This window comes from Streptomyces sp. NPDC090499 (assembly GCF_044769305.1).
Lineage (GTDB): Bacteria > Actinomycetota > Actinomycetes > Streptomycetales > Streptomycetaceae > Streptomyces.
In genome coordinates, this window is sequence record NZ_JBIVXP010000001.1 from 1,277,708 (window position 1) to 1,301,229 (window position 23,522).

At 72.5% G+C, this 23,522-nt stretch carries 25 protein-coding genes; 7 read left to right on the forward strand and 18 right to left on the reverse strand.

Going from position 1 to position 23,522, the window contains the following annotated elements; all coding sequences use genetic code 11:
• Positions 1-187: 187 nt before the first annotated feature.
• Positions 188-1,045 (reverse strand): NAD-dependent epimerase/dehydratase family protein, encoded by an 858-nt coding sequence (locus ACIQVL_RS05940; protein WP_403474548.1) that lies wholly within the window; start codon positions 1,043-1,045, stop codon positions 188-190.
• 122 nt (positions 1,046-1,167) lie between these two features.
• Here ACIQVL_RS05940 and ACIQVL_RS05945 point away from each other — a divergent pair, with 122 nt between their 5' ends.
• Complete coding sequence (locus ACIQVL_RS05945; RefSeq protein ID WP_403427792.1) at positions 1,168-2,028, forward strand: helix-turn-helix transcriptional regulator; 861 nt, start codon at positions 1,168-1,170, stop codon at positions 2,026-2,028.
• Here the strand turns inward: ACIQVL_RS05945 and ACIQVL_RS05950 are convergent.
• Entirely contained in the window at positions 2,016-2,522 is a 507-nt protein-coding gene (locus ACIQVL_RS05950) for a hypothetical protein (protein ID WP_403428177.1), read from the reverse strand. The two genes, ACIQVL_RS05945 and ACIQVL_RS05950, sit on opposite strands and share 13 nt — an antisense overlap.
• Before the next feature lie 158 nt (positions 2,523-2,680).
• Positions 2,681-3,649: a GTPase Era gene (gene era / locus ACIQVL_RS05955; RefSeq protein WP_403427789.1), complete on the reverse strand. Its 969-nt coding sequence runs from the start codon at positions 3,647-3,649 to the stop codon at positions 2,681-2,683.
• 143 nt (positions 3,650-3,792) lie between these two features.
• On the opposite strand from era, the gene ACIQVL_RS05960 reads away from it, so the two are divergent.
• Together ACIQVL_RS05960 and ACIQVL_RS05965 are read left to right on the forward strand one after the other, a co-directional pair.
• Entirely contained in the window at positions 3,793-5,103 is a 1,311-nt protein-coding gene (locus tag ACIQVL_RS05960; protein ID WP_403427787.1) for an ammonium transporter, read from the forward strand.
• A complete protein-coding gene (locus tag ACIQVL_RS05965) occupies positions 5,100-5,438 on the forward strand; it encodes a P-II family nitrogen regulator (protein ID WP_093503192.1) in 339 nt (112 codons plus the stop codon). The genes ACIQVL_RS05960 and ACIQVL_RS05965 overlap by 4 nt, the downstream gene beginning before the upstream one ends.
• Here the strand turns inward: ACIQVL_RS05965 and ACIQVL_RS05970 are convergent.
• From ACIQVL_RS05970 to ACIQVL_RS05990, 5 genes are all read right to left on the reverse strand, one after another.
• The gene (locus ACIQVL_RS05970; RefSeq protein WP_403474549.1) at positions 5,332-6,396 is read right to left on the reverse strand and encodes a WxL protein peptidoglycan domain-containing protein; all 1,065 of its coding nucleotides are present in this window, start codon (positions 6,394-6,396) and stop codon (positions 5,332-5,334) included. The genes ACIQVL_RS05965 and ACIQVL_RS05970 overlap by 107 nt on opposite strands.
• An 85-nt stretch (positions 6,397-6,481) precedes the next feature.
• Positions 6,482-7,816, reverse strand: a complete 1,335-nt coding sequence (locus ACIQVL_RS05975) for a beta-xylosidase (protein ID WP_403427781.1) — start codon at positions 7,814-7,816, stop codon at positions 6,482-6,484.
• A 154-nt stretch (positions 7,817-7,970) separates the two neighbouring features.
• Entirely contained in the window at positions 7,971-8,438 is a 468-nt protein-coding gene (locus tag ACIQVL_RS05980) for a hypothetical protein (protein ID WP_403427780.1), read from the reverse strand.
• Between the two features lie 430 nt (positions 8,439-8,868).
• Positions 8,869-9,219: a cytidine deaminase gene (locus tag ACIQVL_RS05985; protein ID WP_403427778.1), complete on the reverse strand. Its 351-nt coding sequence runs from the start codon at positions 9,217-9,219 to the stop codon at positions 8,869-8,871.
• 60 nt (positions 9,220-9,279) lie between these two features.
• Positions 9,280-10,299, reverse strand: coding sequence for a S66 peptidase family protein (locus tag ACIQVL_RS05990; protein ID WP_403474550.1), 1,020 nt, complete (start codon positions 10,297-10,299; stop codon positions 9,280-9,282).
• Between the two features lie 136 nt (positions 10,300-10,435).
• Between ACIQVL_RS05990 and ACIQVL_RS05995 the strand changes: the two genes are divergently transcribed.
• Positions 10,436-10,852, forward strand: coding sequence for a hypothetical protein (locus ACIQVL_RS05995; protein ID WP_403474551.1), 417 nt, complete (start codon positions 10,436-10,438; stop codon positions 10,850-10,852).
• Between the two features lie 6 nt (positions 10,853-10,858).
• Here the strand turns inward: ACIQVL_RS05995 and ACIQVL_RS06000 are convergent, their stop codons facing one another.
• The 4 genes from ACIQVL_RS06000 to ACIQVL_RS06015 are packed head-to-tail and all read right to left on the reverse strand — an operon-like array spanning position 10,859 to position 14,115.
• Positions 10,859-11,218: an MmcQ/YjbR family DNA-binding protein gene (locus tag ACIQVL_RS06000; protein ID WP_403427771.1), complete on the reverse strand. Its 360-nt coding sequence runs from the start codon at positions 11,216-11,218 to the stop codon at positions 10,859-10,861.
• Positions 11,215-12,516 carry a hemolysin family protein gene (locus tag ACIQVL_RS06005; protein ID WP_403427769.1) on the reverse strand — a complete coding sequence of 434 codons (1,302 nt, stop codon included), beginning with the start codon at positions 12,514-12,516 and terminating at the stop codon, positions 11,215-11,217. Before ACIQVL_RS06005 ends, ACIQVL_RS06000 begins: the two co-directional genes overlap by 4 nt.
• 19 nt (positions 12,517-12,535) lie before the next feature.
• Complete coding sequence (gene ybeY / locus ACIQVL_RS06010) at positions 12,536-13,033, reverse strand: rRNA maturation RNase YbeY (protein WP_351954969.1); 498 nt, start codon at positions 13,031-13,033, stop codon at positions 12,536-12,538.
• 14 nt (positions 13,034-13,047) lie between these two features.
• A complete protein-coding gene (locus ACIQVL_RS06015) occupies positions 13,048-14,115 on the reverse strand; it encodes a PhoH family protein (protein ID WP_403427767.1) in 1,068 nt (355 codons plus the stop codon).
• A 251-nt stretch (positions 14,116-14,366) separates the two neighbouring features.
• Between ACIQVL_RS06015 and ACIQVL_RS06020 the strand changes: the two genes are divergently transcribed.
• On the forward strand, positions 14,367-15,056 hold the full coding sequence (locus tag ACIQVL_RS06020) for an FAD binding domain-containing protein (protein WP_403427765.1): 690 nt from the start codon (positions 14,367-14,369) through the stop codon (positions 15,054-15,056).
• Positions 15,057-15,154: 98 nt separating this feature from the next.
• Here the strand turns inward: ACIQVL_RS06020 and ACIQVL_RS06025 are convergent, their stop codons facing one another.
• The 3 genes from ACIQVL_RS06025 to ACIQVL_RS06035 all read right to left on the reverse strand — a co-directional run bounded on the left by ACIQVL_RS06025 (position 15,155) and on the right by ACIQVL_RS06035 (position 18,654).
• On the reverse strand, positions 15,155-16,330 hold the full coding sequence (locus tag ACIQVL_RS06025) for a carbohydrate kinase family protein (RefSeq protein WP_403427764.1): 1,176 nt from the start codon (positions 16,328-16,330) through the stop codon (positions 15,155-15,157).
• 96 nt (positions 16,331-16,426) lie between these two features.
• A complete protein-coding gene (locus tag ACIQVL_RS06030) occupies positions 16,427-17,716 on the reverse strand; it encodes a glucarate dehydratase family protein (protein WP_403474552.1) in 1,290 nt (429 codons plus the stop codon).
• Entirely contained in the window at positions 17,713-18,654 is a 942-nt protein-coding gene (locus tag ACIQVL_RS06035) for a 5-dehydro-4-deoxyglucarate dehydratase (RefSeq protein ID WP_403474553.1), read from the reverse strand. Before ACIQVL_RS06035 ends, ACIQVL_RS06030 begins: the two co-directional genes overlap by 4 nt.
• 117 nt (positions 18,655-18,771) lie before the next feature.
• Between ACIQVL_RS06035 and ACIQVL_RS06040 the strand changes: the two genes are divergently transcribed.
• Positions 18,772-19,548 carry an IclR family transcriptional regulator gene (locus ACIQVL_RS06040; RefSeq protein WP_403474554.1) on the forward strand — a complete coding sequence of 259 codons (777 nt, stop codon included), beginning with the start codon at positions 18,772-18,774 and terminating at the stop codon, positions 19,546-19,548.
• 324 nt (positions 19,549-19,872) lie between these two features.
• On the forward strand, positions 19,873-21,096 hold the full coding sequence (locus ACIQVL_RS06045; RefSeq protein WP_403427757.1) for an MFS transporter: 1,224 nt from the start codon (positions 19,873-19,875) through the stop codon (positions 21,094-21,096).
• A 20-nt stretch (positions 21,097-21,116) separates the two neighbouring features.
• Here the strand turns inward: ACIQVL_RS06045 and ACIQVL_RS06050 are convergent, their stop codons facing one another.
• From ACIQVL_RS06050 to ACIQVL_RS06060, 3 genes are read right to left on the reverse strand one after another with little or no spacing between them, the layout of a single operon-like run.
• Positions 21,117-22,121 carry an adenosine deaminase gene (locus ACIQVL_RS06050; protein WP_403427756.1) on the reverse strand — a complete coding sequence of 335 codons (1,005 nt, stop codon included), beginning with the start codon at positions 22,119-22,121 and terminating at the stop codon, positions 21,117-21,119.
• Between the two features lie 20 nt (positions 22,122-22,141).
• Entirely contained in the window at positions 22,142-23,047 is a 906-nt protein-coding gene (locus ACIQVL_RS06055; RefSeq protein WP_403474555.1) for a ribonuclease Z, read from the reverse strand.
• Positions 23,048-23,053: 6 nt separating this feature from the next.
• Positions 23,054-23,407 carry a histidine triad nucleotide-binding protein gene (locus tag ACIQVL_RS06060; protein ID WP_403427751.1) on the reverse strand — a complete coding sequence of 118 codons (354 nt, stop codon included), beginning with the start codon at positions 23,405-23,407 and terminating at the stop codon, positions 23,054-23,056.
• Positions 23,408-23,522: the final 115 nt, after the last annotated feature.

A 23,522-nucleotide genomic window follows, 5' to 3' on the forward strand; every position in this document is an offset into this window, starting at 1 on the left:
CAGCGCCCCCGAAAGAGGCGCCGGGAACTGCACGACCAGCCACCACGACGCCGCAGCCGACCGACGTTCCGGCAGAGCGCCCACCCCGGCCTACAGCACCCCGGCGACGACAACGCCCCCGAAAGAGGCGCGGGGAACTGCGCGACCGGCCACGACGACGCTGCAGCCGACCGGCGACGCACGCGGCCTACAGGGCTCCCGCGTACCAGGCCGTCCAAGCACTCGGATAGATCGGCCGGAAACCGAGGTCCCGGCGGATCTTCCGGTTCGACATGATTCCGTACCAGGGGTCGCGGTCGGTACGGGCGGACAGGTCCTCGGGCGGCTCGACGCCGGCCAGCCGGTACAGCTCCACGGTCGTGACGGGCGCGTCGTCGGCGATGTTGTAGACCGGGCCGTTCACCGCGGGGGCGTGCAGCAGCCGCATCAGCCCCTGTCCGACGTCCGCGTGGTGTGCCATCTGGAGCCGCTGCGCGGGGGCCCAGCGCGCGGCCCAGGGCATCGCGTTCGCGATGTGCGGGTCCCCTTCGCCGTAGACGAACGGCAGCCGCCCGATCCGCACCTCCATGCCGCCCGCCAGGGCGAGCAGCTCCCGCTCGGCGGCCGCCTTGGACTCGGGGTACGCGCCCCACATCTCGCCGCCGGGCCGGCTCTCGTCGTCCTCGGTGAGCGGGCGGCCACGCCCGGATCCGTACACGTTCCCGGTGCTGACCTGCACGAACCGTCGTACACCGGCACTCAGCGCGGCCCGCCCGAGCGCCACCGCCGCGTCCCGGTTGACGGCCCAGGCCTCCTCGTCCGGTACCCCGCGGAAGGCGGCGGCGACGTTCACGACGGCGTCCGCCCCGGCGACGGCCTTGCCGAGCGCCTCCTCGTCCCGCAGGTCCCCGACGACGACCTCGGCACCCAGCGCGGCGAACGGCTCGCCACGGGCCGCGTCCCGCACCAGCACCCGCACCTGCTCCCCCGCCTGCCGCTGCCCCAGCAACCGGGGCACGAACCGCCGCCCGACCTGCCCGGTCGTACCGGTGACAAGAGTGATCACGACCTTCTCCTTCGCTCTGGTCCCCTCACCCTCGCCCCGGACCTCCGCCACCGGGAGAGACCTCCCGATCCAGGGACCGGCGGTCCCTGGATAACCCGGGCGTCCCCGGTCACCCTGGAACCATGGACCGCCCCGGACTCGCCGACTTCCTGCGCCGCGCCCGCTCCCGGCTGGACCCCTCCGACGTGGGCCTGCCGCCCGGTGTCCGGCGGCGCACGCCGGGGCTGCGGCGCGAGGAGGTGGCGTCGCTGGCCGGCATGTCCGCCGACTACTACACCCGCCTCGAACAGTCCCGGGGCCCGCACCCGTCCCGCCAGATGCTGACGGCGCTGGCCCGCGCGCTGCGCCTGACGGACGACGAACGGGACCACCTGTTCCACCTGGCCGGTGAGGAACCCCCGCGCCGGGAGGCGACCGGCACCCATGTCGGCCCGGGGCTGCTGCTGGTCCTGGACCGGCTGCACGACACCCCGGCGCTGGTGACGACCGACTGCGGTGAGGTCCTCGCCCAGAACGCCATGTCACGGGCGCTGAGCGGTGACGTCCTGGCCCGCCCGGCGCGTGAACGCAACCTGCTCCGCCGCTACTTCCTGGGCCCGTCGGCCCACGACCTGTTCCCGCCCGAGGACCGCCCGGCCCGCGCCCGCGAACACGTCGCCGGCCTCCGGGCGGTGGCCGCGGCCCGCCCCACCGACCCGGTCCCCGCCGCCCTGGTCGCCGAACTCCTCGCCGGCAGCGAGGAGTTCGCCCGCCTCTGGGCCGAGCACGAGGTGGCGGTACGCCGCGCGACCACCAAGCGCTTCCTGCACCCCGCCGTCGGCCTCCTGGAGCTGGACTGCGAGGTGCTGATCAACACCGACACCCACCAGCACCTGGTCGTCCACACGGCCCGTCCGGGCACGGAGTCCTACGAACGCCTTCAGCTGCTGCGGGTGGTGGGGCTGCAGGACATGAGCACGGCCGTACCGGGTCACCAGGTGTGAGCCACGTCCACCACCAGGTGGTTGGCCGTCTGGAAGACCCGGAACGGCAGCCGGGCGCGGACGCCCAGGCCCGCCTGGGTGTACCCCTCGGAGCCGCCCGTGACCTTGAACTCCCGGAAGGTCCGGTACCCGGTGACGTCGACGGACGGCAGTGCCGGGTAGGGCTGTCCGGTCGCCGGGTCGTAGCGCGGGGCGAACAGCGAGATCTCCAGGATGGCGCCGCCCTTGATCGGGACGACGACGTCGGACGGGTCCTGGTGCAGGACGTCGACGTAGCGGACGGAGTAGCCGACCGGGTCGGCCGACGTGCCCTGGGCGTCGAAGACCAGCCGGTCGTAGCACTCGTGCTGTCCGGCCCGCACGTCGGTCAGCCGCCTGGAGGCAGCGGCGTCACCGCTCTTGTCCAGGCTTCCCCACGTCACGGCACAGTCCACGGCCGTCGGCGCGGCCGCCGCCGGAACCGTGCCGGCCAGCAGACCACCGCCCGCCAGCATCATCGCCGCCACTGCAGTACCTATGCGCCGTATGCGTCGCATGACTACCCCCCGGTAGTTCGCGTAGGTGTGTACCTGTTCAGACCGGTGGCGGTCCGGAAGGTTGTACACAGGGGGCAGTCCGTTGCGGCGCAGGGGTCACTCCCGGCACCGCCCGCTCAGAACCCCAGCCGCCGCAGCTGCTTCGGGTCCCGCTGCCAGTCCTTGGCGACCTTCACGTGGAGGTCCAGGAAGACCGGCGTCCCCAGCAGCGCCTCGATCTGCTTGCGGCTCTTGATGCCGACCTCCTTCAGTCGCTTGCCCTTGGGGCCGATGATGATGCCCTTCTGGCTGGGGCGCTCGATGAACAGGTTGGCGTGGATGTCCAGGAGGGGCTTGTCGGCGGGGCGGTCCTCGCGCGGGAGCATCTCCTCGACGACGACGGCGATGGAGTGCGGCAGTTCGTCGCGGACGCCCTCCAGGGCCGCCTCGCGGATCAGCTCGGCGATCATGACCTGCTCGGGCTCGTCGGTGAGGTCGCCCTCGGGGTAGAGCGCCGGGCCCTCGGGCAGCAGCGGGACGAGGAGGTCGGCCAGCAGGCTCACCTGCTTGTCGCCGACCGCCGAGACCGGCACGATCTCGGCCCACTCGAAGCCCAGCTCCTTGCCGAGCTGGTCGATGGCGATCAGCTGCTCGGCGAGGGTCTTGGAGTCGACCAGGTCGGTCTTGGTGACGATCGCGACCTTCGGGGTCTTGCGGATCCCGGCCAGCTCCTTGGCGATGAAGCGGTCACCGGGACCGATCTTCTCGTTCGCCGGGAGACAGAAACCGATCACGTCCACCTCGGCCCACGTCGTGCGGACGACGTCGTTGAGGCGCTCGCCGAGCAGGGTGCGCGGCTTGTGCAGGCCGGGGGTGTCGACCAGGATCAGCTGGGCGTCGTCCCGGTGCACGATGCCGCGGACCGTGTGCCGCGTGGTCTGCGGCTGGTTCGCGGTGATCGCCACCTTCTGCCCGACCAGAGCGTTCGTGAGGGTGGACTTGCCCGCGTTGGGGCGGCCCACGAAACAGGCGAAGCCCGCCCGGTGGACGGCCTCCGGCGATTCCGACGGCTCGGTTGACTGGCTGCGAACGCTCATGGCCCCCATTCTCCCTGATCGTCGAGGCGCCGCCGCACCGTGAGTTTTCGGTAACCCCGACGCAACGAAACGTCACGGAAACACAGCTGTACGCAACCGGAAACGGGGAGCGGTGACCCTCTGACGAGCCCCGACCGACGTTGGAGACGCCCGTGTTCCTCTCCGCCGCGCACGCCGACACCGGTGACACCGCCTGGCTGCTGGCCGCGACCGCCCTGGTCCTGCTGATGACCCCGGGTCTTGCCCTGTTCTACGGCGGCATGGTCCGCACGAAGAGCGTCCTCAACATGCTCATGATGAGCTTCGTGTCGATCGCCCTGGTGACGGTGGTGTGGCTGGCGGGCGGCTACTCGCTCGCCTTCGGCGACGACCTCGGGGCCGGGCTCCTCGGCGACCTCGCCCACGCGGGCATGAGCGGCCTCGGCCCGGACAGCGTCCAGGGCACCGTCCCGACCCTGCTCTTCGCCACCTTCCAGCTCACCTTCGCGATCATCACGGCCGCGCTGATCAGCGGGGCGATCGCGGACCGGGCGAAATTCGGGGCCTGGCTGGTGTTCGTGCCGGTCTGGGCGCTGCTCGTATACGTTCCGGTCGCGCACTGGGTGTGGGGGCCGGGTGGCTGGATCGCGCACCGCCTCGGTGCCCTCGACTTCGCCGGCGGGCTGCCCGTCGAGATCACCTCCGGCGCCTCCGGCCTCGCCCTGTGCCTGGTCCTCGGCCCGCGGCTCGGCTTCAAGAAGGACGCCATGCGGCCGCACAACCTGCCGATGGTGGTCCTGGGCGCAGGTCTGCTCTGGTTCGGCTGGTTCGGCTTCAACGCGGGCAGCGCGCTCGGCGCCAACGGCCTGGCCGCCGCCGTCTTCCTGAACACCCTCGCGGCCGGCTGCACCGGCCTGCTCGGCTGGCTCTTCGTCGAGCAGAAGCGCGACGGCCACCCCACCACCCTGGGTGCGGCCTCCGGCGCGGTCGCCGGCCTGGTCGCCATCACCCCGTCCTGCGGCTCGGTCTCCCTCGTCGGCGCCCTCGTCGTCGGCCTCGCCGCGGGCGTGGTCTGCTCGTACGCGGTGGGCTGGAAGTTCAGGCTGGACTACGACGACTCCCTCGACGTCGTCGGCGTTCACCTGGTCGGCGGAGTCATCGGCACCCTGCTGATCGGCCTGTTCGCCGAGAAAGCCATGACCGGTGGCGCCGAGGGCCTCTTCTACGGCGGCGGGGCCGCCCAGCTCGGCAGGCAGGCGGTGGCGGTCGTGGCCGTCGCGGCGTACGCGTTCGCCGTGACGTACGGCATCGGCAAGCTGCTCGACAAGGCGGTGGGCTTCCGGGCCGACGAGGACCAGGAGCACACCGGCCTGGACCTTACGGTGCACGCCGAGACCGCTTACGATCACGGGGTCCTGGGCCACGGCGCCCCGGTCGCCCACTCCGCCCTCCCCACCGCCCAGAAGGTCGACAGCAAGCCATGAAGCTCATCACCGCGATCGTGAAGCCCTACCGCCTCGACGCGGTGAAGACCGCGCTCCAGGAGCTCGGCGTGCACGGCCTGACCGTGACCGAGGCCAGCGGGTACGGCAGGCAGCACGGCCACACCGAGGTGTACCGGGGCGCCGAGTACCGCGTCGACCTGGTCCCCAAGGTCCGCATCGAGGTCGTCGTCGAGGACGCCGACGCCGAGCCCGCGATCGAGGCGATCGTCAAGGCCGCGCAGACGGGGAAGATCGGGGACGGGAAGGTGTGGGCGCTGCCGGTGGAGACGGTCGTCCGGGTGCGGACGGGCGAACGCGGCCCCGACGCCCTCTGAACCACCCGGCGAACGGACTGCGGCCCCTGCGGCGGGTCCGGGCGAACAGCGCGCCGCCCACCGCCCCGGCGGCGAACACCACCGCCAGCACCAGCCACGGCAGGGCGAGGAACGAGGCGCTCGCCGACTCCCTGGTGCCGGTCGCGGTGGCCGTCAGCGTCACGTTCCCCCGGTCGAGTTGGGGCGCGCCACGCCAGCGCGTGGTGAGCGCGACCCGCTCCCCCGGCAGCAGCTCGGAGGGGACGCCGGTGAGGTCGCGGCTGAGCAGCGTCCGGCCGAACAGGCCCTCGGCACGCAGCCGGACCTTCGGGTCCAGGGTGACGTTCCCGGTGTTGTGCAGGGTGTAGGCGATGGTCGCCGTGCTGGCGCCGAGGCCGGGCACGAGCGGCTGGTGGTGGCTGATGTGCACGTTCTCGACGGCGAGGGCCGGGAGCGTCGGCCCGCTCACCCGCAGGTAGACCCGGGCGCCGACGGCCCGCTGCACGCCGAGCGCCAGGGACCCGGAGCCCGGATCGACCTTCTCGTCCAGCGCGACGATCGCCCCGGGATGGTCACCGGGCTCGGCGCCCTCGGGCACCCGCAGCGTGAACGGAACGGTGACCGTCCGGTGCGGCGGGACGGTGACCCGCGCCGTCCCGATCTTCGCCCAGGCCCCCACCCCCCGCATCCGCTCCGTCACCGTCCGGACGGCGAAACCGCCGTCCCGCGCGGTGTTGTAGGCGTCGGCCGCGTACAGCCGGAAGGTCAGCGGCCTGCCGGTCTTGTTGGCGACGGCCACCTTGTCGGTGATCGTCTGCCCGGGGTCGAGGGAAAGGTAGAAGTACGGCCGCGCCGCGATCTTCGAGGCGACCGGGTAGACGGACCAGCTTCCGTTGTCGGCGGCACGCGCGGGACCCGCCGTGCACAGGACGCCGAGGATCAGGCTCAGGAGGAGGACATACGGCTTGACGCGACGCATGGGTGCGGACCCCCGGTCGGAAGCGGGACGGTGACGACCGGGTCTTTCGCTGTCTCGAAAGCCCGGTCGCCACAAGGGAATCGGCTCAGGTGAGCGTCAGGGTCAGGACCCCGGAGTACGACCCCGGGGGCGTGAACGCCGGTACGTCCAGGGAGAGTCCGGCGTCGACCGTGAACTCACCGCCGGTGAGCGTGCCGTCCGGCGTCGAGGCGAGGGTCGCCCCGGAGCTGCCGACGGTGCCCGCCGAACCGGCCGCACAGGTGCTGGGGCTGCCCGCCTTGGTCGCGCAGGCCGGCGTCCAGCTCAGCTTCCCGGCGTCGATCTTGGCGCCGGGACCGGTGAAGTCGGTGACCTTGCCGGTGAGCGACCAGCCGGCCGGCCCGCCACGGAAGTCCTTGACGGTGACGGTCTGCAGGCTGCCCGTGGACGCCCCGCCCTGCCCGAAGTCGACCGCCGACAGCGCGACGGAGTCCCCGGCCTGGGACATGGACAGGGTCCCCGCCTTGACGGTGGTGGTCAGCTTCTGGCTGCCGGGCGGCACCGGCGTGGTGTCGTTGACGACGTAGGCGGCGGGTCCCGCCCCCGTGTCGGCGCTCCACGCGCTCCCCTCGTAGGCCACGATCCCGGTCGTCGTCTTGTCGTTGACGACGAGGGGCGCGCTGAAGGAACCGTCGGAGCCCGCGGTCGCCGTCGCCGTGTCGGCGGTCTGGGTGCTGCCGGACCGCCCGGCGAGGGTCACGGTGGCCCCCGGCGTGAAGTTCTGCCCGCTGACGGTCACGCTGTCACCGGGATTGCCGGAGGCCTTGTCCAGGCTGATGGCACGGTTGTTGACCGGGGTGGTCGAGGTCGCCGTGACGGTCTCCGACACCGGGGCGGGCGGGTTGGTGACCGTGCACGGGGTGTCCAGCTCCAGGATGTAGCTGGTGTGGATGTTGTAGTCGCCGGGCGAGAGCGTGATGGCGCCCGGCGAGGTCACGGTGAACGTCCCCGTCATGGAGAACGACGGGAAGGTCCCGTACCCCGGCACCGGGTCGTTCTTCTTCGGCCCGGTCACCGTCACGTCACCCGTCTGCGCCCCGCCCAGCGTCACTTTCCCGGTCGGCGTCATGATGTCGGCCGGCAGGGCGAGGGCGGTCGGGTTGTTGGCGGCGGGCGTGACCACGGTGTAGGTCACGGTGACCGTGTCGCCGACCTTCGGGGCGGTGTTGTCCACCGAGATCGCGGCGGTGGTGGTGCCGTCGATCGGCGGGAGGCCCGCGACGGCGGGCGGGATGCAGTGCGTGGCGAAGTCGACGTTCGTCCCGGCGGCACCGGCCGGACAGGCCAGCGCGCCGCCCGCCGTGACCGCGAGCGCGGTCGCCCCGAACAGTGAGATCCAGCGCCACCGAAGGGATCTTCGTGATCCTGGGGGTGAACCCATCTTGGCCCCCTCCTGAGGGTTGCGGGCGCAGCGGCTCCTCTGCGCCGACAGGGGGCCATTGATGTGGAGGCCGCGTGAGAAGTCAATGGAGATGCCGCAGAAACCTGACGGTTCATCAGCTTCTGCGGCATCCGGAACGATCCCGTAAGCGCGCTCAGAACACGAACGGGCCGGGGGACTGGGCGGCGCTGGACGTACAGGTGACGGTGATGCCGAAGATGACCATCTTCAGCGAGCCGCCGTAGAAGTCGAGGCTGTCGCCGGAGGCCACGGTGCCGGGCAGCGGACCGACGGTGACCGCGGAGCCGGCGGACATGGCCGGGTTCACGGTGCCGCTGAAGACGACGTTGCTGCCGGTGGAGTTGGCCATGGTCAGCGTGGAGGCGATGGAGTTCGCCGACAGGGCGAGCGGGGTGGTGATCGCGCTGGACGTGAGGGTGAGGGTGGCGCTCGTACCGCTCTGGGTCGCGGTGAGCGTGGCCGCGCCGCCGCCGAAGATGCCGCAGCTGGCGGTGACGGTGGCGGTGGTCGGGGTGACGGCGGCGGCCGTGGGCGCGAAGGCCAGCGCCGTGGCGGCGAGGGCCCCCGCCGCGAGTGCCGCACCGGTGGCTATTCGTTTCATGAGGATCGGGCTCCCTTCCCGTTGCGTGGGAATGCCATGTGGGGATGGCGACCCCGGTCCGGGTGGGTGCGGACACACCGCGGGGCCGAATCTGACGGACCGTCGGAACTTACGGTCCCATTGATACGCGAGCGACAGAGACCGACAAGGTTGAAATTTGGCCGACTGCGCGGAGGGGCGGCTGGGGTGCGTGGACGACTGCGGGCGCACGGGGGCTGCTCGCGCAGTTCCCCGCGCCTCAAAAGGCAGGGCGCTGCGCTGAGCGCCCCTTCAGGGGCGCGGGGAACTGCGCGAGCAACCACGACGACGCCGCACCCGCCCACCGACGTCACCCACCCCGGTCAACCGACCCCGCCCCTCCCCCGACGGAGTCAGAGAAGACCTCGCTTCTCGGCGGAGCGAGTCGGGTGGGTGGGCGGGCGGGAAAGGACTAGGCAGAGACAGTGAGCCGAACCTCCCCGTCCGCCCCCGCGAGCAGCACCGGCGTCCCCGGCCCCCCAAGATCCCGCACCGCCGCCAGATCCTCCGCCGACACCCCCTCGGCCCCGGAAACGACCGCCGCCGCCTCCAGCGACTCCGCCCCCGACGCCACCGCCATCGCCACCGCCGTCCGCAGCGCGCTCAGCTTCAGCGAGGCCAGCTCCACGGTCCCCGCCACATAGGTACGGCCCGTGGAGTCCCGTACGGCCGCCCCCTCGGGCACCCCGTTGCGGGCCCGGGCCGAGCGGGCCAGGGTGACGATCTTGCGGTCCTCGGCGTCGAGCGCGTTGCTGTCGGTCATGCCCCGAGCATACGAACAACCCGCCCCGGCCCCGCTCTCCTCCCCCTCCCCCGGACGGAGTCAGTCGAGGGTCTGGACGATCTGACTCCGGACGGCCGTGTGCAGCACCCGCCCGCGCGCGCCGTTCACCAGCGGCAGGTACGGCGGCACATGCCCGCACTCCACGTCGGCGACGACCGGCACCCCGAGCGGCCCGAGCGCGTCGAGCACGGCCTCGTGCTGGCTGAGAGTCGGGCTGCCGGGCGCCCTGGTGCGCCCGACGAGCACGGCGGCGGCCCGGTCGAAGAACCCGGCGAGCCGCATGCCGTGCAGGTTCCGGCAGACGGTGAACGCGTTGTCCTCGCACGCCTCGACATAGACCAGCAGCGGTTCGTCCCCGGCGAAGCCGGCGGTGTCCAGGTACGGCGTGCCTGCGATGCTCGCGAGTGTCTCGACGCAGCCGCCGATCAGCCGCCCCTCGACGTCCACGTCCCCGCCCCCGTCGAGCCGGGTCCAGGTGCCCTCGGCGTCCAGGGTGAGGTCCCGGATGCCGGGCTCGGCGATCCAGTCGTCCCGCCCCGCGGCCCGATACCGTCCGGGCGGGGTCTGGGTGAACGGCGGCCCCTGCGGCGCGGCCACGACGTCCAGCCAGGACAGCAGCCCCTCCGGCGGCCGGTAGGGCGTCTCCATCAGGCAGTTGCCGTGCACGGTCGCGACCCCGGTGCGCAGGGTCAGCGGGGCGATGAGGGTCGACATGTCCGAGTACCCGACGACCCAGGTCGGTTCGGCCCGCCCGATGGCCGCGAAGTCGAGCAGCGGGAGGAGGTCGATGCCGGTCTCGCCGCCCCACGGGGGTACGACGGCCCGGATCGACGGGTCGGTCAGCATCCCGGCGAGTTCGGCGGCGCGCTCGGCGGCCGGTGCGCTCACGTGCGTGGCACCGTCCATGCACCGGCCCACCACCACCTCGTACCCGCGCTCCTCGACCGTACGGACCGCCGCGTCGAGCCGCCCGCGAAGCACCTCGGACACCCCACTGGACGGCGAGGTCACACCGACACGGTCACCGGGGCGCAGGGGGCGCGGGTATCTGATCGTCATACAGGGGATCCGACCGCGTGCCGGCCGCCACGGGCAACCGGATTTACGGCCGTGCCGGGGCCGCGATGTGGGTACGGTCCCACTGCCGCGCACGTCGCGGACACCGAACGGACGACCAGGAAGGCGGGGTCCCGTCTTGAGGCACCTTCCCGCGGACCAGCAGTACCGGATCATGCAGCTCATATGGGGACGGGAGAAGGCGGAGGCACAGGCCGCGGTCGGCACGGACGACTATGTGCGCCGGGTCCTGGAGAACGGCGAACTCAGTGGCGACCTGCGCAGACCCAACGAGAACGCGCTCCGCGAACCGACCTACGTCCGCGTCTACCGCACCGCGAGGCCGCTGCCGGCCGTCGCCTATGTGATGCCCGGCCCCGGCACCGTCGAGATCCGTCTCGAACACGAGGACGCCGGCGACTTCCGCGGCGAACAGTGCGTCCGCTTCCTCGACGTCAGGCACGACAACAAGGTGGCCGTCACGCTGTCCGGCACGGCCGCGGTGCTGATCGCGGTGGAACTCACCGGCCGTGCCGTGCGGAAGCTCAACGGCTGATCGCCGTCACGGCCGGTCCAGCCGCAGCCGCTCCGCCCTCGGCAGGCCCGCGACGACCAGGTCGTAGGAGTCCTCGATCAGCTCCTTCACGAGCCGGTCGGGGAGGGCGCCGTCCACGGTCACGGTGTTCCAGTGGCGCTTGTTCATGTGGTAGCCCGGCGCGATCAGGCCCTCGTGGTCGGTGCGGAGCCGTACCGCGTCGTCGGGGTCGCACTTGAGGTTGACCTTGAGGGGCTTGGCGTCGATCCAGCTCAGCGCGAACATCTTGCCGAGCACCTTGAAGACGGAGATGTCCGGGTTGAAGGGGAAGTCCTCCTCGGCCGCGTTGAAGGAGAGGCAGAAGGCGCGGAGCTGGTCCGGGGTCACTCGGGGGCGTCCTGGGAGGCGTCGGGTACCGGCACCGGCTCGACCAGTACCGTCACGATCTTGTTGCGGCGGCCGGCGGCCGACTCCGCGGTGAGGGCCAGCCTGCGGCCGTCGGGGAGTTCGACCTGGGCGGCGGCACCGGCGATCGGCACCCTGCCGAGGGCCTTCGCGAGCAGCCCGCCGACGGTCTCCACGTCCTCGTCGTCGTACTCCTCCAGCCCGTACAGCTCGCCGAGGTCGGTGATGTCGAGGCGGGCGGTGACCCGGTAGCGGTCGTCGCCGAGGACGGTGACGGGCGGGAGTTCACGGTCGTACTCGTCGGTGATCTCGCCGACGATCTCCTCCAGGATGTCCTCGATGGTGACGATCCCGGCCGTGCCGCCGTACTCGTCGATGACGACGGCGACGTGGTTGCGTTCCTTCTGCATCTCGCGCAGCAGGTCGCCGGCGTTCTTGGTGTCGGGCACGAAGAACGCGGGCCGCATCGCGGTGGAGACCAGGTCGGACTCGGCGTCCCGGCTGATGTGCGTCTTGCGGACCAGGTCCTTGAGATACACGATCCCGACGATGTCGTCCTCGCTCTCCCCGGTGACGGGGATCCGCGAGAAGCCGGAGCGGAGGGCGAGGGTGAGGGCCTGGCGGATCGTCTTGTAGCGCTCGATGACGACCAGGTCGGTGCGCGGGACCATCACCTCCCGCACCAGGGTGTCGCTCAGTTCGAAGACCGAGTGCACCATCCGGCGCTCCTCGTCCTCGATCAGCGACTCCTTCTCGGCGAGGTCGACCAGGGCGCGCAGTTCGGCCTCGGAGGCGAACGGGCCGCGCCGGAAGCCCTTGCCGGGGGTGAGCGCGTTGCCGATGAGGATGAGGAGATACGGGATCGGGCCCATGATCCGGGCGAGCGGCAGCAGCACGTACGCGGCGGCCGTCGCCGTGTTCAGCGGGTGCTGGCGGCCGATGGTGCGCGGGGAGACGCCGACGGCGACGTACGACACGAGCACCATGACGCCGATCGCGGCGAGCAGCGCCTGCCAGGTGGCCGGGATCTCCTGGAGGCAGGCATAGGTGACCAGGGCCGCGGCCGCCATCTCGCAGGCGACGCGGACCAGCAGCGCCACGTTGAGGTAGCGGGTGGGGTCGGCGGCGACCTGGGCGAGCTTGGCGCTGCCGCGCCGCCCGGACTTCACCGCCTCCTCGGCCCGGAAGCTGGAGACGCGGGCGATACCGGCCTCGGCGCAGGCGGCCAGCCAGCCGACGACGACCAGCACGACCGCGCCGAGGACGATCTGCGCACTCATACGACGACGACCCGCCCGACTAGGAGACCGTCGGCGCCGGCGAGGGCCCGGTCAGGCCCCGCTCTCCGCGCCAGCCGTCCACGATGGCCGCCTGCAGGCCGAACATCTCGGCCTTCTCGTCGGGCTCCTCGTGGTCGTAGCCGAGCAGGTGCAGCACGCCATGGACGGTGAGCAGCTGGAGCTCCTCGTCCATGGAGTGCTGGGTCTCGGCTTCGGCGCCCTGCTTGGCGGCGACCTCCGGGCAGAGCACGATGTCGCCGAGCAGCCCCTGCGGCGGCTCGTCCTCGTCCTTCGACGGCGGCCGCAGCTCGTCCATCGGGAACGACATGACATCCGTCGGACCCGGCAGGTCCATCCACTGGATGTGCAGCTGCTCCATGGCGTCGGCGTCCACGACGATCACCGAGAGCTCGGAGAGCGGGTGGATGCGCATCCGTGCGAGCGCGTAGCGGGCGATGTCGAGGATCGCCTGCTCGTCGACCTCGGTTCCGGACTCGTTGTTGACGTCGATCGACATGGCGCGGTGCTTGTCTACTTCCCCTTGTGCGCGGACTTCGGACGGCCGCCCTTGTGCGTGCCGTTCTCGGTGCCGTGCGTGCTGTCGTACTTCTCGTACGCGTCGACGATACGGCCCACCAGCTTGTGCCGTACGACATCGTGGGACGTCAGCCGGGAGAAGTGCACGTCGTCCAGGCCGTCCAGGATGTCCTGCACCTGGCGCAGACCGGACTTGGTGCCGTTGGGCAGGTCGACCTGCGTCACGTCACCGGTGATCACGATCTTCGACTCGAAGCCGAGCCGGGTGAGGAACATCTTCATCTGCTCGGGCGAGGTGTTCTGGGCCTCGTCGAGGATGATGAAGGCGTCGTTGAGGGTACGGCCGCGCATGTACGCCAGCGGCGCGACCTCGATCGTCCCGGCCGCCATCAGGCGCGGGATCGAGTCCGGGTCGAGCATGTCGTGCAGCGCGTCGTACAGCGGGCGCAGGTACGGGTCGATCTTCTCGTAGAGGGTACCCGGCAGGAAGCCGAGCCGCTCGCCCGCCTCGACCGCCGGCCGGGTCAGGATGATGCGGTTGACCTGCTTGGACTGCAGGGCCTGCACCGCCTTGGCCATGGCCAGGTAGGTCTTGCCGGTGCCCGCGGGCCCGATGCCGAAGACGATCGTGTGCTTGTCGATCGCGTCGACGTACCGCTTCTGGTTGAGGGTCTTGGGGCGGATGGTGCGACCGCGCGAGGACAGGATGTTCTGTGTCAGAACCTGGGCCGGGGTCTCCTCCGGTCCCTCCCCGTTCTCACTCGCCCGCAGCATGGCGATCGAGCGTTCCACTGCGTCCTCCGTCATCGGCTGCCCGGTGCGGAGCACCAGCATCATCTCGTCGAACAGGCGCTGTATGAGGGCGACTTCACGGGCATCGCCGACCGCGCTGATCTCATTGCCCCGGACGTGTATGTCAGCCGCCGGGAAGGCTTTCTCGATCACGCGGAGCAGGGAGTCGCCGGATCCCAGCACGGTGACCATGGGGTGCTGGGCGGGAACCTCGAACTGAGCTCGGGCCTGCTGCTGCGCGGGAGTGTGAGCTGTGGGTGTCTGAGTCATGGGCCGGCGCTTAAGGCCTGCGGTTCCTCCTCGTCACGGCCGCGTAGCTGAGGGCGGCCTCGCGTTATCAAGCGTACGACGCGGGGCTGACATCGCCGTAGGCCTTTTCACAGCCGGAGGCGCCCCCGGTGCGGCCGTGAGCCCTGCATGCGCTCCCGCACGCCGGGGCAGGATCGGGCCGTCACTGCCATCACGTGGTCGGGGGGCCGCGTCCGCTCCACGCCACCTGTCCGTACAGAAAGCAGGTAGCCGTGCTGCTGCGACTGCCCACGTCGGTGTCCGAGGCCCGCGACTGTCTGGCCGAGGGGGCGATACCCGTCGGCGGAGCGACCCTGGTGTGGGCCGCGTGGCAACGGGACGGCTTCCCGGAACAGGCGGTGTCCCTGCGGAAGGTACCGGAGGCGACAGCGGTGGGGGGCGGGGTGCTCGGCGGCGCGGTCCTTCTCCACCAGGTGGACCACCGGGTTCCGGAGGTGCTGTGGCAGGCCGCGCGGGGCGTCGGAACCGGGGCGGTGCGCCGGGCGGCGACGGTCGGCGGGAACGTCGCCGGGTCCAGTCTGCGGGACCTGCTGCCGGCGGCGCTGGCGCTGGACGCGTGGGCCGAGGTGCTCACGGCGGACGGGGTGTACGAGGTGGATCTCGCCGAGGTGCAGGCCAAGTCGCCGGTGCTGCTTGCGCTGCGCTGGCGGGAGCCGGTGAAGGAGGCGTACGCGAAGGTGGCCGACCCGGCGGGCGGCGAGGTCCCGACCATCGTGGCGGCGGCGGTGGACACGGAGGGTGTGCTGCGGGTCGCGGTGCGGGAGGGGTACACGGTGAGCAGCGGGGGTGTGGGGGCCGACGGGGGCGGGGTGGAGGAGCTGTTCGCCGGGGCGCTGTCCGGGGTGACGGAGGCGGGTCGGGCGCTGGTGCGCCGGCAGGTCGCCAGGGTGCGGGAGGAGTAGGCCGGGGGCATCCCCGGCCGCGATCGTCACCCCGGCCGCGATCGTCGCCCCGGCCGCGATCGTCACCCCGCCCGGGACCATCACTCCGGCCGCGATCGTCACCCCGCCCGTCCGAACCCGATCGTCGGTACCGCCCTCCGCAAGGGCCACGGCCTCACCTGGTCCTCCTCCGGTACCAGGCCCTCCAGGAACGCGTAGCGGCGCAGCGCGGCCGGATCCTGTCCCGCCACGGACTGCACCTTGCGCCACCACGCCCCGATCTCCGACCAGCCGGGAGCGGACAGCGAGCCGCCGAACTCCTGGACGGACAGGGCGGCCGTGAGGCCCGCGAAGGCGAGGCGGTCGGCGAGCGGCCAGTCGGCGAGGGTGCCGGTGACGAAGCCGGCGACGAAGACGTCCCCGGCGCCGGTCGGGTCGAGGGCCTCCACGGCGATCGCCGGGACCTCCGCGGACTCGCCGGTACGCCCGTCGACGGCGTACGCCCCCTCCGACCCGAGGGTGACGACCGCAAGGGGCACGTACTCGGTGAGGGCGTGCGCGGCGGCCCGCGGACAGTCCGCGCCGGTGTACCGCCGCGCCTCCTCCGCGTTCGGCAGGAACGCCTCGCAGTGTTCGAGGTCGGCGAGCCCGGCCAGGTCCCACGCACCGGTGTCGTCCCAGCCGACGTCGGCGAAGATCCGGGTCCCCTCGGCGGCCGCCCTGGCGATCCAGGGGTTGCGCTTGCCAGGCGTGAGGGAGGCGACGGCAGCGCGTGCACGGGCGGGGTGGCCGGGGGCGTTCTGCTGGCGGAACAGCAGGTCCGCGGGCGGCTCGTGCCCGTGCGAGACCATGGTCCGCTCCCCCTCGTACGCCATGGAGACGGTGACCGGCGAGTGCCAGCCGCGCACGGTCCGGGACGGGGAGAGGTCGATGCCCTCGCCCTGGGCGAGCGCGTCCCAGCAGTACTCGCCGTAGTGGTCGTCGCCGAAGGCCGCCGCGAGGGAGGTCTTCAGGCCGAGGCGGGCGAGGGCGGTGGCCATGTTGGCGACGCCGCCGGGGCTGGAGCCCATGCCGCGGGCCCAGGACTCGGTGCCGCGCACCGGTGCGCTGTCGAGGCCGGTGAAGACGATGTCGAGGAAGACGGTGCCGGTGAGGTAGACGTCCCAGGGCGGATCGTCCGGCGTGCGCAGGGCGGCCAGCGGGTCGACCTGTGCGGCGCAGTGCGGTGCGGTGGCTCCTCTGTCGTCGTCGAGGTACTCCGGTTCCTCTCCGGCGAACGCGTTGGACGCGGTCACGGTGCGCTCCCTGACGTGGTACGGATCCGGCCAGTGTGCACCATGTCGCGGGAGCGGCGGCCGCTCTCGCCGTACGACCGCCCGATCGGGCGGCGCCTACCAGCGGGGCACGGCCGGTGTGGTCCAGCCCGGCTCGGCGGCCCGCATCGCCGCCGCGTCGTCGCGGTCGCGGAGCGTCCCGTCGTCCTCCAGCCACCGCCGGTGCAGCCGTCGCAGCTGCTCCCGGTCCAGTTCGACGCCCAGTCCCGGGGCGTCGGAGACGGTGATCCGGCCGCCGTCGAAGGCAAGGCGTTCGGTGAGGACGTCCTCGGACTGCCAGGGGTAGTGGGAGTCGCAGGCGTGGTGGAGGCCGGGGACGGTCGCGGCCACGTGGGTCATCGCGGCGAGGCTGATGCCCAGGTGGGTGTTGGAGTGCATGGAGACGCCGACGCCGAAGGTCCGGCAGACGGCGGCCAGTTCCCGGGTGTTGCGCAGGCCGCCCCAGTAGTGGTGGTCGGAGAGGACGACCTGCACGGCCCCGCTGGTGAACGCGTCCGGGATCTCGCCGAAGGTCGTCACGCACATGTTGGTCGCGAGGGGGACGTCCGTGCCCGCGGCGACCTCGGCCATCGCCGGGGTGCCGAGCGCCGGGTCCTCCAGGTACTCCAGGACGTCCGCGAGTTCCTCCGCGACCTGCAGCGAGGTCTCCACCGACCAGGCGCCGTTCGGGTCGAGCCGCAGCGGGTGCCCGGGGAACGCCTCGGCCAGCGCGCGGACGGCCGCGATCTCCTGCTCCGGCGGGAAGACCCCGCCCTTGAGCTTGAAGGAGGTGAACCCGTACCGCTCGGTGAAGCGGCGGGCCTGCGCCACCACCCCGGCCGGGTCGAGCGCGGCTCCCCAGTCGTCGGGTTCCGCGGGCACCCCCTTTGGGTGCGCGGCCCACTTGTAGAACAGGTACGCGCTGTACTCGACCGAGTCGCGCACCTTCCCGCCGAGCAGTGCGTGCACCGGCAGCCCGAGCGCCTTGCCGAGGGCGTCCAGGCAGGCGACCTCGAACCCGGAGGCGACGGACAGCCGCAGCTTCCCGGCGGTCTGCACGCCGCGCAGCCCGCCGACGTCGACCTGCCCGGCCACCCGGCCCGCGGCCACGGCGACCTCGTCGGCCACGCCGGACAGCCCGTTCAGGTCCGTGACCGGCCGCCCGCGCAGTTTCGCCGCGAACGGCCGGGCCAGCTCCAGGTACTTGGTGTCCCCGTAGGTCTCCCCGACGCCGACCACGCCGTCCGCGGTCTCCACCTCCACGATCAGCCGGGGCGTGTACGGCTGGTGCACGCCCTGCGTGTTCAGCAGCGGCGGGTCGGCGACGAGGACCGGCGTGAGGCGGACGTCGGTGATCGTGAGGTTCACCGGGAGGCTCCCACGAGGCCGAGGCCGGCGTCGAGCAGCGCCCGCAGATCGGCGAGGTCGGCGGCCGAGGGGTCGGTGAGCGGGGCGCGCACGGGACCCACCGGCAGGCCGCGCAGCCGGGCCGCCGCCTTCACCAGCGACACCGCGTATCCGGGTACCCGGTCGCGCAGTTCGACGAACGGCACGTAGAAATCGCGCAGCAGCTTGTCGACGGTGCCCTGGTCACCGCCCTGGAGGGCGGCGAAGAAGGCGTCGGCGATCTCCGGGGCGAAGGCGTGCACGGCGGAGGAGTACGCGGGGACGCCGACCGCCGCATAGGCGCGGGCCTGGATCTCGGCGGTGGCGGCGCCGTTGAAGAAGAGGAAGCCGTCGGGGGCGGCGAGGGTGAGCCGCTGGAGCCGGTCGAGGTCGCTGTGCCCGTCCTTGAGGCCGATGACACCGGGGATGCGGGCGATCCGCGCCAACGACCCGGCGGTGTAGGCGACCTGGCCGCGCTGGTAGACGACGAGCGGCAGCCCGGTCCGGCCCGCGATCGCCTCGACCTGCGCGACCAGCCCGTCCTGCGGGGCGGCGACGAGGTAGTGCGGCAGCACGAGCAGGGCGTCCGCCCCGGCCTCCTCCGCGACGCGTGCGAACCGGGCGGCCTGTGCCCAGCCGTACCCCACCCCGGCGACCACGGGCACCCGTCCGCCGGCCTCCGCCACCGCCACCGTCACGACCTGCCGGTACTCCTCCTCGTCCAGCGAGAAGAACTCCCCGGTCCCGCAGGCCGGGAAGAGGGCACCCGGTCCGGCGGCCAACTGCCCGGCGACGTACGCCCGGAACCCGTCCACGTCGAGGGACCCGTCGGCACGGAACGAGGTGAGCGGGAACGACAGCACCCCGCCCGCCATCCCGTCCCGCAGCCTCCGCACCACCTGCTCCGGCCGTCCGGCCACCGCACCCATCTCCTCATCTCCCCATGTAGACGACATCCACGTATGAGGACCGAGACTAGATATGCGAACGCCCCCCGTCAACGGCGCACCCCTCCCCCGCCCCCATACGATCTGCACATGTCCGAGACAGCAGGGGTCCGCGAAGTGAAGTCCGCGGCACGCACCGTGGAGCTGCTGGAGCTCCTCGCCGCCCGCGGCGACCGCCCGGCCCGCCTCCAGGAACTGGCGGACGGCCTCGGCGTCCCGCGCAGCTCGATGTACGCCCTCCTCCAGACGCTGATCGCCAGGGGCTGGGTGCGCACCGACACCACCGGCTCCCTCTACGGCATCGGCATCCGCACCCTGCTGACCGGCACCGGCTACCTGGACTCCGACCCGCGCGTCCGCCTGGTACGCCCCTACCTCGACGAGGCCTCCGAGGCGCTCGGCGAGACGATCCACCTGGCCCGCCTGGACGGCCCGGACGTGGCGTACCTGGCGACCCGGGAGTCCCACGAGTACCTGCGCACGATCAGCCGCGTCGGCCGCCGCCTGTCGGCCCACGCGGGCGCGCTCGGCAAGGCGCTGCTGGCCGAACGTCCGGACGCCGGCCTCCCCGAGGGCCCCTACCGGTCCCTCACCCCCCACACCCACACCACCCCGGACACCCTCGCCGCCGACCTGGCCGGCATCCGCACCCGCGGCTACTCGATCGACCGCGAGGAAGGCGTCCTCGGCATCACCGGCTACGGCTTCGCCCTGCGCTACGACACCCCGGCCCAGGACGCGATCAGCTGCTCGGTACCGGTGGCCCGCCTCACGCCGGAGCACGAGGCGGAGATCGTGGCGGTGATGCAGGAGATCCGCACGCGGATCGAATCGGCGACGACGGGCGGCACGGTCAACTGGCGCTGAGCGGGCCGGTTCGCTGTCGGCTGCGGCTGGGTGGGGGCCGGCCGCGCAGTTCCCCGCGCCCCTTACGGGGCGCCCCTCAGGGGCTCGGGGAACTGCGCGAGCAACCCCCACCGGCGCGCACCCACGAACGCACCGCTCCCCCACGGCGCGCGGCGCGCCTACCCCTCTCTTCGCACCCGAAACCGAACATGACCCACATCACACCCCCCGGACTTCTTCGAGCCCCCCTCGCTTGATACAAATTGCCCGCGCGTTCCTGTCCCTCGACGGCCTGCGCCCAACCCCCTTCCTGCACCGCTCCTTTCGCATGCCCTGGGAACGCCCGTGTCCGCCCCCCGCACCACCCCCTGGCCCCTCGTCGCCCTTTTCACGGCCGGGTACCTCGCCCCGTACCTCCTCCCGACCACCGTCGGCCGGCTCGCGTCGGGGCTCCCGCTCTCCGCCACCCGGGCAGGCGCCGTCGGCAGCGCCCTGCTGCTGGGTTCGGCGACGGCCGGCTTCCTCCTCGCCTCCCGGGTCGACCGCGTCGGCGCCCGCACCCTCGCCCGCCTCGGCCTCCTCCTCGCGGTCCTCGGCTACGGCGGCGCCGCCCTGACCACCGCCGTCCCCGCGGTCGTCGCCGGCGCCGTCGTCGGCGGCCTCGGCTCCGGCACGGTCACCGCCGTCGCCGCCACCGGCATCGCCGCCCAACCGGACCCCCACCGCACCACCACCCTCGGCCTGCTCGGCGTCTCCGCCCTCGCCGGTGCCGTCTACCTGACGGTCCCGCACCTCGGCCCCGGGCACGCGCAGCCCCTCGCCGCGCTCGCCCTCACGGCGCTCGCCGTCTGGCCGCTGACCGCCCGGCTGTCCCCCCGCACCGCCCCGGTCCTGCCCCGCGCCGCCGCCGGCACCCGGCTCCCCCACCTCCGCTCGGGCCTGCTGCTGGCCGCCGCGATGCCGTGCTGGTCGGCCGCGCAGAACTCGCTGTGGGGGGTCAGCGGCCGGATCGGCCTGACGCAGGCGCATCTCGGCGAGGCCACCGTCGGCGCGGTGTTCGCGGTCGCGCTCGGCACCGGCCTGCTCGGCGTGGTCGGCGCGGGCGCCCTCGGCCCGCGGCTCGGCCAGGCCCTGCCGATCGGTCTGGGCACCGTGCTGATCGCGGGCTGTATCGCGCTCAGCGCGTCCGCGACCGACCTGACGACGTTCGCGTCCGGCGAGATCGCCTGGAACCTGCTCTACCCGGTCGTCCTGTCCTACGTCATCGGGCTCGCCGCCGCCCTCGACCCGCGGGGCCGCTGGGCGGTGCTGGTCGGGTCGGCGTCGTCGCTGGGTACCGCCGTCGGCCCGCTGACCGGCAGCCTGCTGGCGGCGCGGGCCGGGTACCCGGCGATGGGAACGGTCCTCGCGGTGGGCCTGCTGGCGGTCGCGGTACCGCTGACGGCGGTGGCACTGCGGCGCAGGACCACCACCGTCGCGACCGGCCCGGCGGTTCGGCAGCGCCCCGAAGGGGCGCGGGGAACTGCGCGACCAGCCACGACGGCGCCGCAGACGGCTGACGGCATGTAGCAGCGCTTCCAGCGGAACGCTCAGCCGTGAACCCCGCCGAACTCGAACGCGTCCACCTCCGCGAGGTACCGCGCCCGCAGCTCCTCGTCGTCCTCAAGGAAAGACGCGAGGAAGGAGTTGCGGGCCAGCCCCCGCATCTGCTCCCTGGACAGGCCGAGGGCGTCGCGCACGGCGTGGTAGTTGTCGGCGACGTAACCGCCGAAGTAGGCCGGGTCGTCGGAGTTGACCGTGCACAGCAGCCCGGCGTCGATCATGGCCGGAAGCGGGTGGTCGGCGAGCACGTCGACCGCGCGCAGCCGGACGTTCGACAGCGGGCACAGCGTCAGCGGGATCCGCTCCCGCACCAGACGCTCCACCAGCCGCGGGTCCTCCATGCAGCGCAGCCCGTGGTCGACGCGTTCGACGCCGAGCACGTCCAGCGCCTCGGTGATGTACTCCGGCGGGCCCTCCTCACCCGCGTGGGCCACCCGCCGCAGCCCCAGCGCGGCCGCCGCCTCGTACACCTCGCGGAACTTGGCCGGCGGATGCCCGACCTCGGCGGAGTCGAGCCCGATGCCGGTGATCCGGTCGAGGTGGGGCTTCGCCGCCTCCAGGGTGGCCATCGCCGACTCGGCGGACTCGTCCCGCAGGAAGCACATGATGAGGCGGGTGGAGATCCCGTGGCTGTCGACGCTGCGGCCGAGCGCCCGCCACAGGCCCTCGACGACCGTCCCCATGTCCACGCCCCGCGCGAGGTGCGCCTGCGGGTCGAAGAAGATCTCGGCGTGCCGCACGCCCTGCGCGGCGGCCCGTGCGAGGTAGGCGTCGGCGAGGTCGTCGAAGTCCCGCTCGGTGCGCAGGACGGTCATGAGCTCGTAGTAGAGGTTCAGGAAGGACTGCAGGTCCTCGAACTGGTAGGCCTTGCGGAGCGCGTCGGTGTCCGCGTACGGCAGTTCGACGCCGTTGCGCGCGGCCAGCAGGAACGCCAGCTCGGGCTCCAGGGTGCCTTCGATGTGGAGGTGCAGTTCTGCTTTGGGGAGGGGCATCAAAGCATCGTACGGCCGTTTCACCTGCGCTTCGGGACCGGCACTCGGAGCAGGTCGTGGGCGACGGTCAGCTCGCCCTCGTAGCCGGCGGCCCGCGCCTGCCGTTCGAACTCCTCGGGTTCGGAGTAGCGCTGGCTGAAGTGGGTCAGCACCAGGTGCCGTACGCCCGCGTCCCGTGCGACGGCCGCCGCCTGTCCGGCCGTCAGGTGGCCGTGGTCCGCGGCGAGCGGGGCGTCCTCGTCGAGGAAGGTCGACTCGATGACCAGCAGGTCGCAGCCCTCGGCGAGCGCGTGCACGCCGTCGCACAGCCGGGTGTCCATGATGAACGCGAACCGCTGGCCGCGCCGCACCTCGCTGACCTCGTCGAGGGTGATGTCGCCGAGGACGCCCTCGCGCTGGATCCGGCCGACGTCGGGGCCGGTGATGCCGTGCGCGGCGAGCCGCTCGGGCAGCATGCGGCGGCCGTCGGGCTCGGTGAGCCGGTAGCCGTACGACTCGACGGGGTGGGAGAGCCTGCGGGCCTGCAGCGTGTAGGCGGGGGTGACCGCGAGGTCGCCGTCCGCGTCGACCGGGGCCTCGGTGACGCCGACGGTCTCGCGGTAGGCGGTGGCGTACCGGAGCCGGTCGAAGAAACGCTGCCCGGACCTCGGGTAGTGCGCGGTGACCGGGTGCGGGACCTGGTCGAGGTTGATGCGCTGGATGACGCCGGCGAGGCCGAGGCAGTGGTCGCCGTGGAAGTGGGTGACGCAGATCCGGTTCAGGTCGTGGGCGGCGGCCCCGGCCCGCAGCATCTGCCGCTGGGTGCCCTCGCCGGGGTCGAAGAGGATGCCCTCGCCGTCCCAGCGCAGCAGGTAGCCGTTGTGGTTGCGGTGCCGGGTGGGAACCTGGCTGGCGGTGCCGAGGACCACCAGTTCACGTACGGACATGACGGGTTATCCGGGCGGCCACTGCAGGCCGCGGCCGCCGATGACGTGCGCGTGGGCGTGCCAGACGGTCTGGCCCGCGCCGCTGCCGGTGTTGAAGACGACGCGGTAGCTCTCCAGCTTGTCCTCGTCGGCGACGGCCTGCGCCTCGCGCAGCAGGTCGGCGGCGACGGCGGGTTCGCCTGCGGCGAGCTCGGCCGCGTTCCGGTAGTGGACCTTGGGGATCACCAGGACGTGGGTGGGCGCCTGCGGGTTGATGTCCCGGAAGGCGACGGTGGTGTCCGTCTCGCGGACGATCGTCGCGGGGACATGGCCTGCGACGATCTTGCAGAAGAGGCAGTCGTCCTGGGGTTCCCCTGCCATGTCTTCTCCTCACCCGTGATCGGCTTCGGTGGCATCGTAGTCGGTTCGGCTGCGGGCCGGCGGGGGCCGGTGGGGGCCGGTGGGGGCTGGTCGCGCCCCGCGGCGGAGCCGCATG

What these genes read in the sequence shown, in the direction of transcription:
- ACIQVL_RS05945 (WP_403427792.1), top strand. Translation starts at nt 1,168, where the DNA reads ATGGACCGCCCCGGACTCGCCGACTTCCTGCGCCGCGCCCGCTCCCGG.
- ACIQVL_RS05950 (WP_403428177.1), bottom strand. Translation starts at nt 2,522, where the DNA reads ATGCTGGCGGGCGGTGGTCTGCTGGCCGGCACGGTTCCGGCGGCGGCC.
- era (WP_403427789.1), bottom strand. Translation starts at nt 3,649, where the DNA reads ATGGGGGCCATGAGCGTTCGCAGCCAGTCAACCGAGCCGTCGGAATCG.
- ACIQVL_RS05965 (WP_093503192.1), top strand. Translation starts at nt 5,100, where the DNA reads ATGAAGCTCATCACCGCGATCGTGAAGCCCTACCGCCTCGACGCGGTG.
- ACIQVL_RS05970 (WP_403474549.1), bottom strand. Translation starts at nt 6,396, where the DNA reads ATGCGTCGCGTCAAGCCGTATGTCCTCCTCCTGAGCCTGATCCTCGGC.
- ACIQVL_RS05975 (WP_403427781.1), bottom strand. Translation starts at nt 7,816, where the DNA reads ATGGGTTCACCCCCAGGATCACGAAGATCCCTTCGGTGGCGCTGGATC.
- ACIQVL_RS05980 (WP_403427780.1), bottom strand. Translation starts at nt 8,438, where the DNA reads ATGAAACGAATAGCCACCGGTGCGGCACTCGCGGCGGGGGCCCTCGCC.
- ACIQVL_RS05985 (WP_403427778.1), bottom strand. Translation starts at nt 9,219, where the DNA reads ATGACCGACAGCAACGCGCTCGACGCCGAGGACCGCAAGATCGTCACC.
- ACIQVL_RS05990 (WP_403474550.1), bottom strand. Translation starts at nt 10,299, where the DNA reads ATGACGATCAGATACCCGCGCCCCCTGCGCCCCGGTGACCGTGTCGGT.
- ACIQVL_RS06005 (WP_403427769.1), bottom strand. Translation starts at nt 12,516, where the DNA reads ATGAGTGCGCAGATCGTCCTCGGCGCGGTCGTGCTGGTCGTCGTCGGC.
- ybeY (WP_351954969.1), bottom strand. Translation starts at nt 13,033, where the DNA reads ATGTCGATCGACGTCAACAACGAGTCCGGAACCGAGGTCGACGAGCAG.
- ACIQVL_RS06015 (WP_403427767.1), bottom strand. Translation starts at nt 14,115, where the DNA reads ATGACTCAGACACCCACAGCTCACACTCCCGCGCAGCAGCAGGCCCGA.
- ACIQVL_RS06040 (WP_403474554.1), top strand. Translation starts at nt 18,772, where the DNA reads ATGTCCGAGACAGCAGGGGTCCGCGAAGTGAAGTCCGCGGCACGCACC.
- ACIQVL_RS06050 (WP_403427756.1), bottom strand. Translation starts at nt 22,121, where the DNA reads ATGCCCCTCCCCAAAGCAGAACTGCACCTCCACATCGAAGGCACCCTG.
- ACIQVL_RS06055 (WP_403474555.1), bottom strand. Translation starts at nt 23,047, where the DNA reads ATGTCCGTACGTGAACTGGTGGTCCTCGGCACCGCCAGCCAGGTTCCC.
- ACIQVL_RS06060 (WP_403427751.1), bottom strand. Translation starts at nt 23,407, where the DNA reads ATGGCAGGGGAACCCCAGGACGACTGCCTCTTCTGCAAGATCGTCGCA.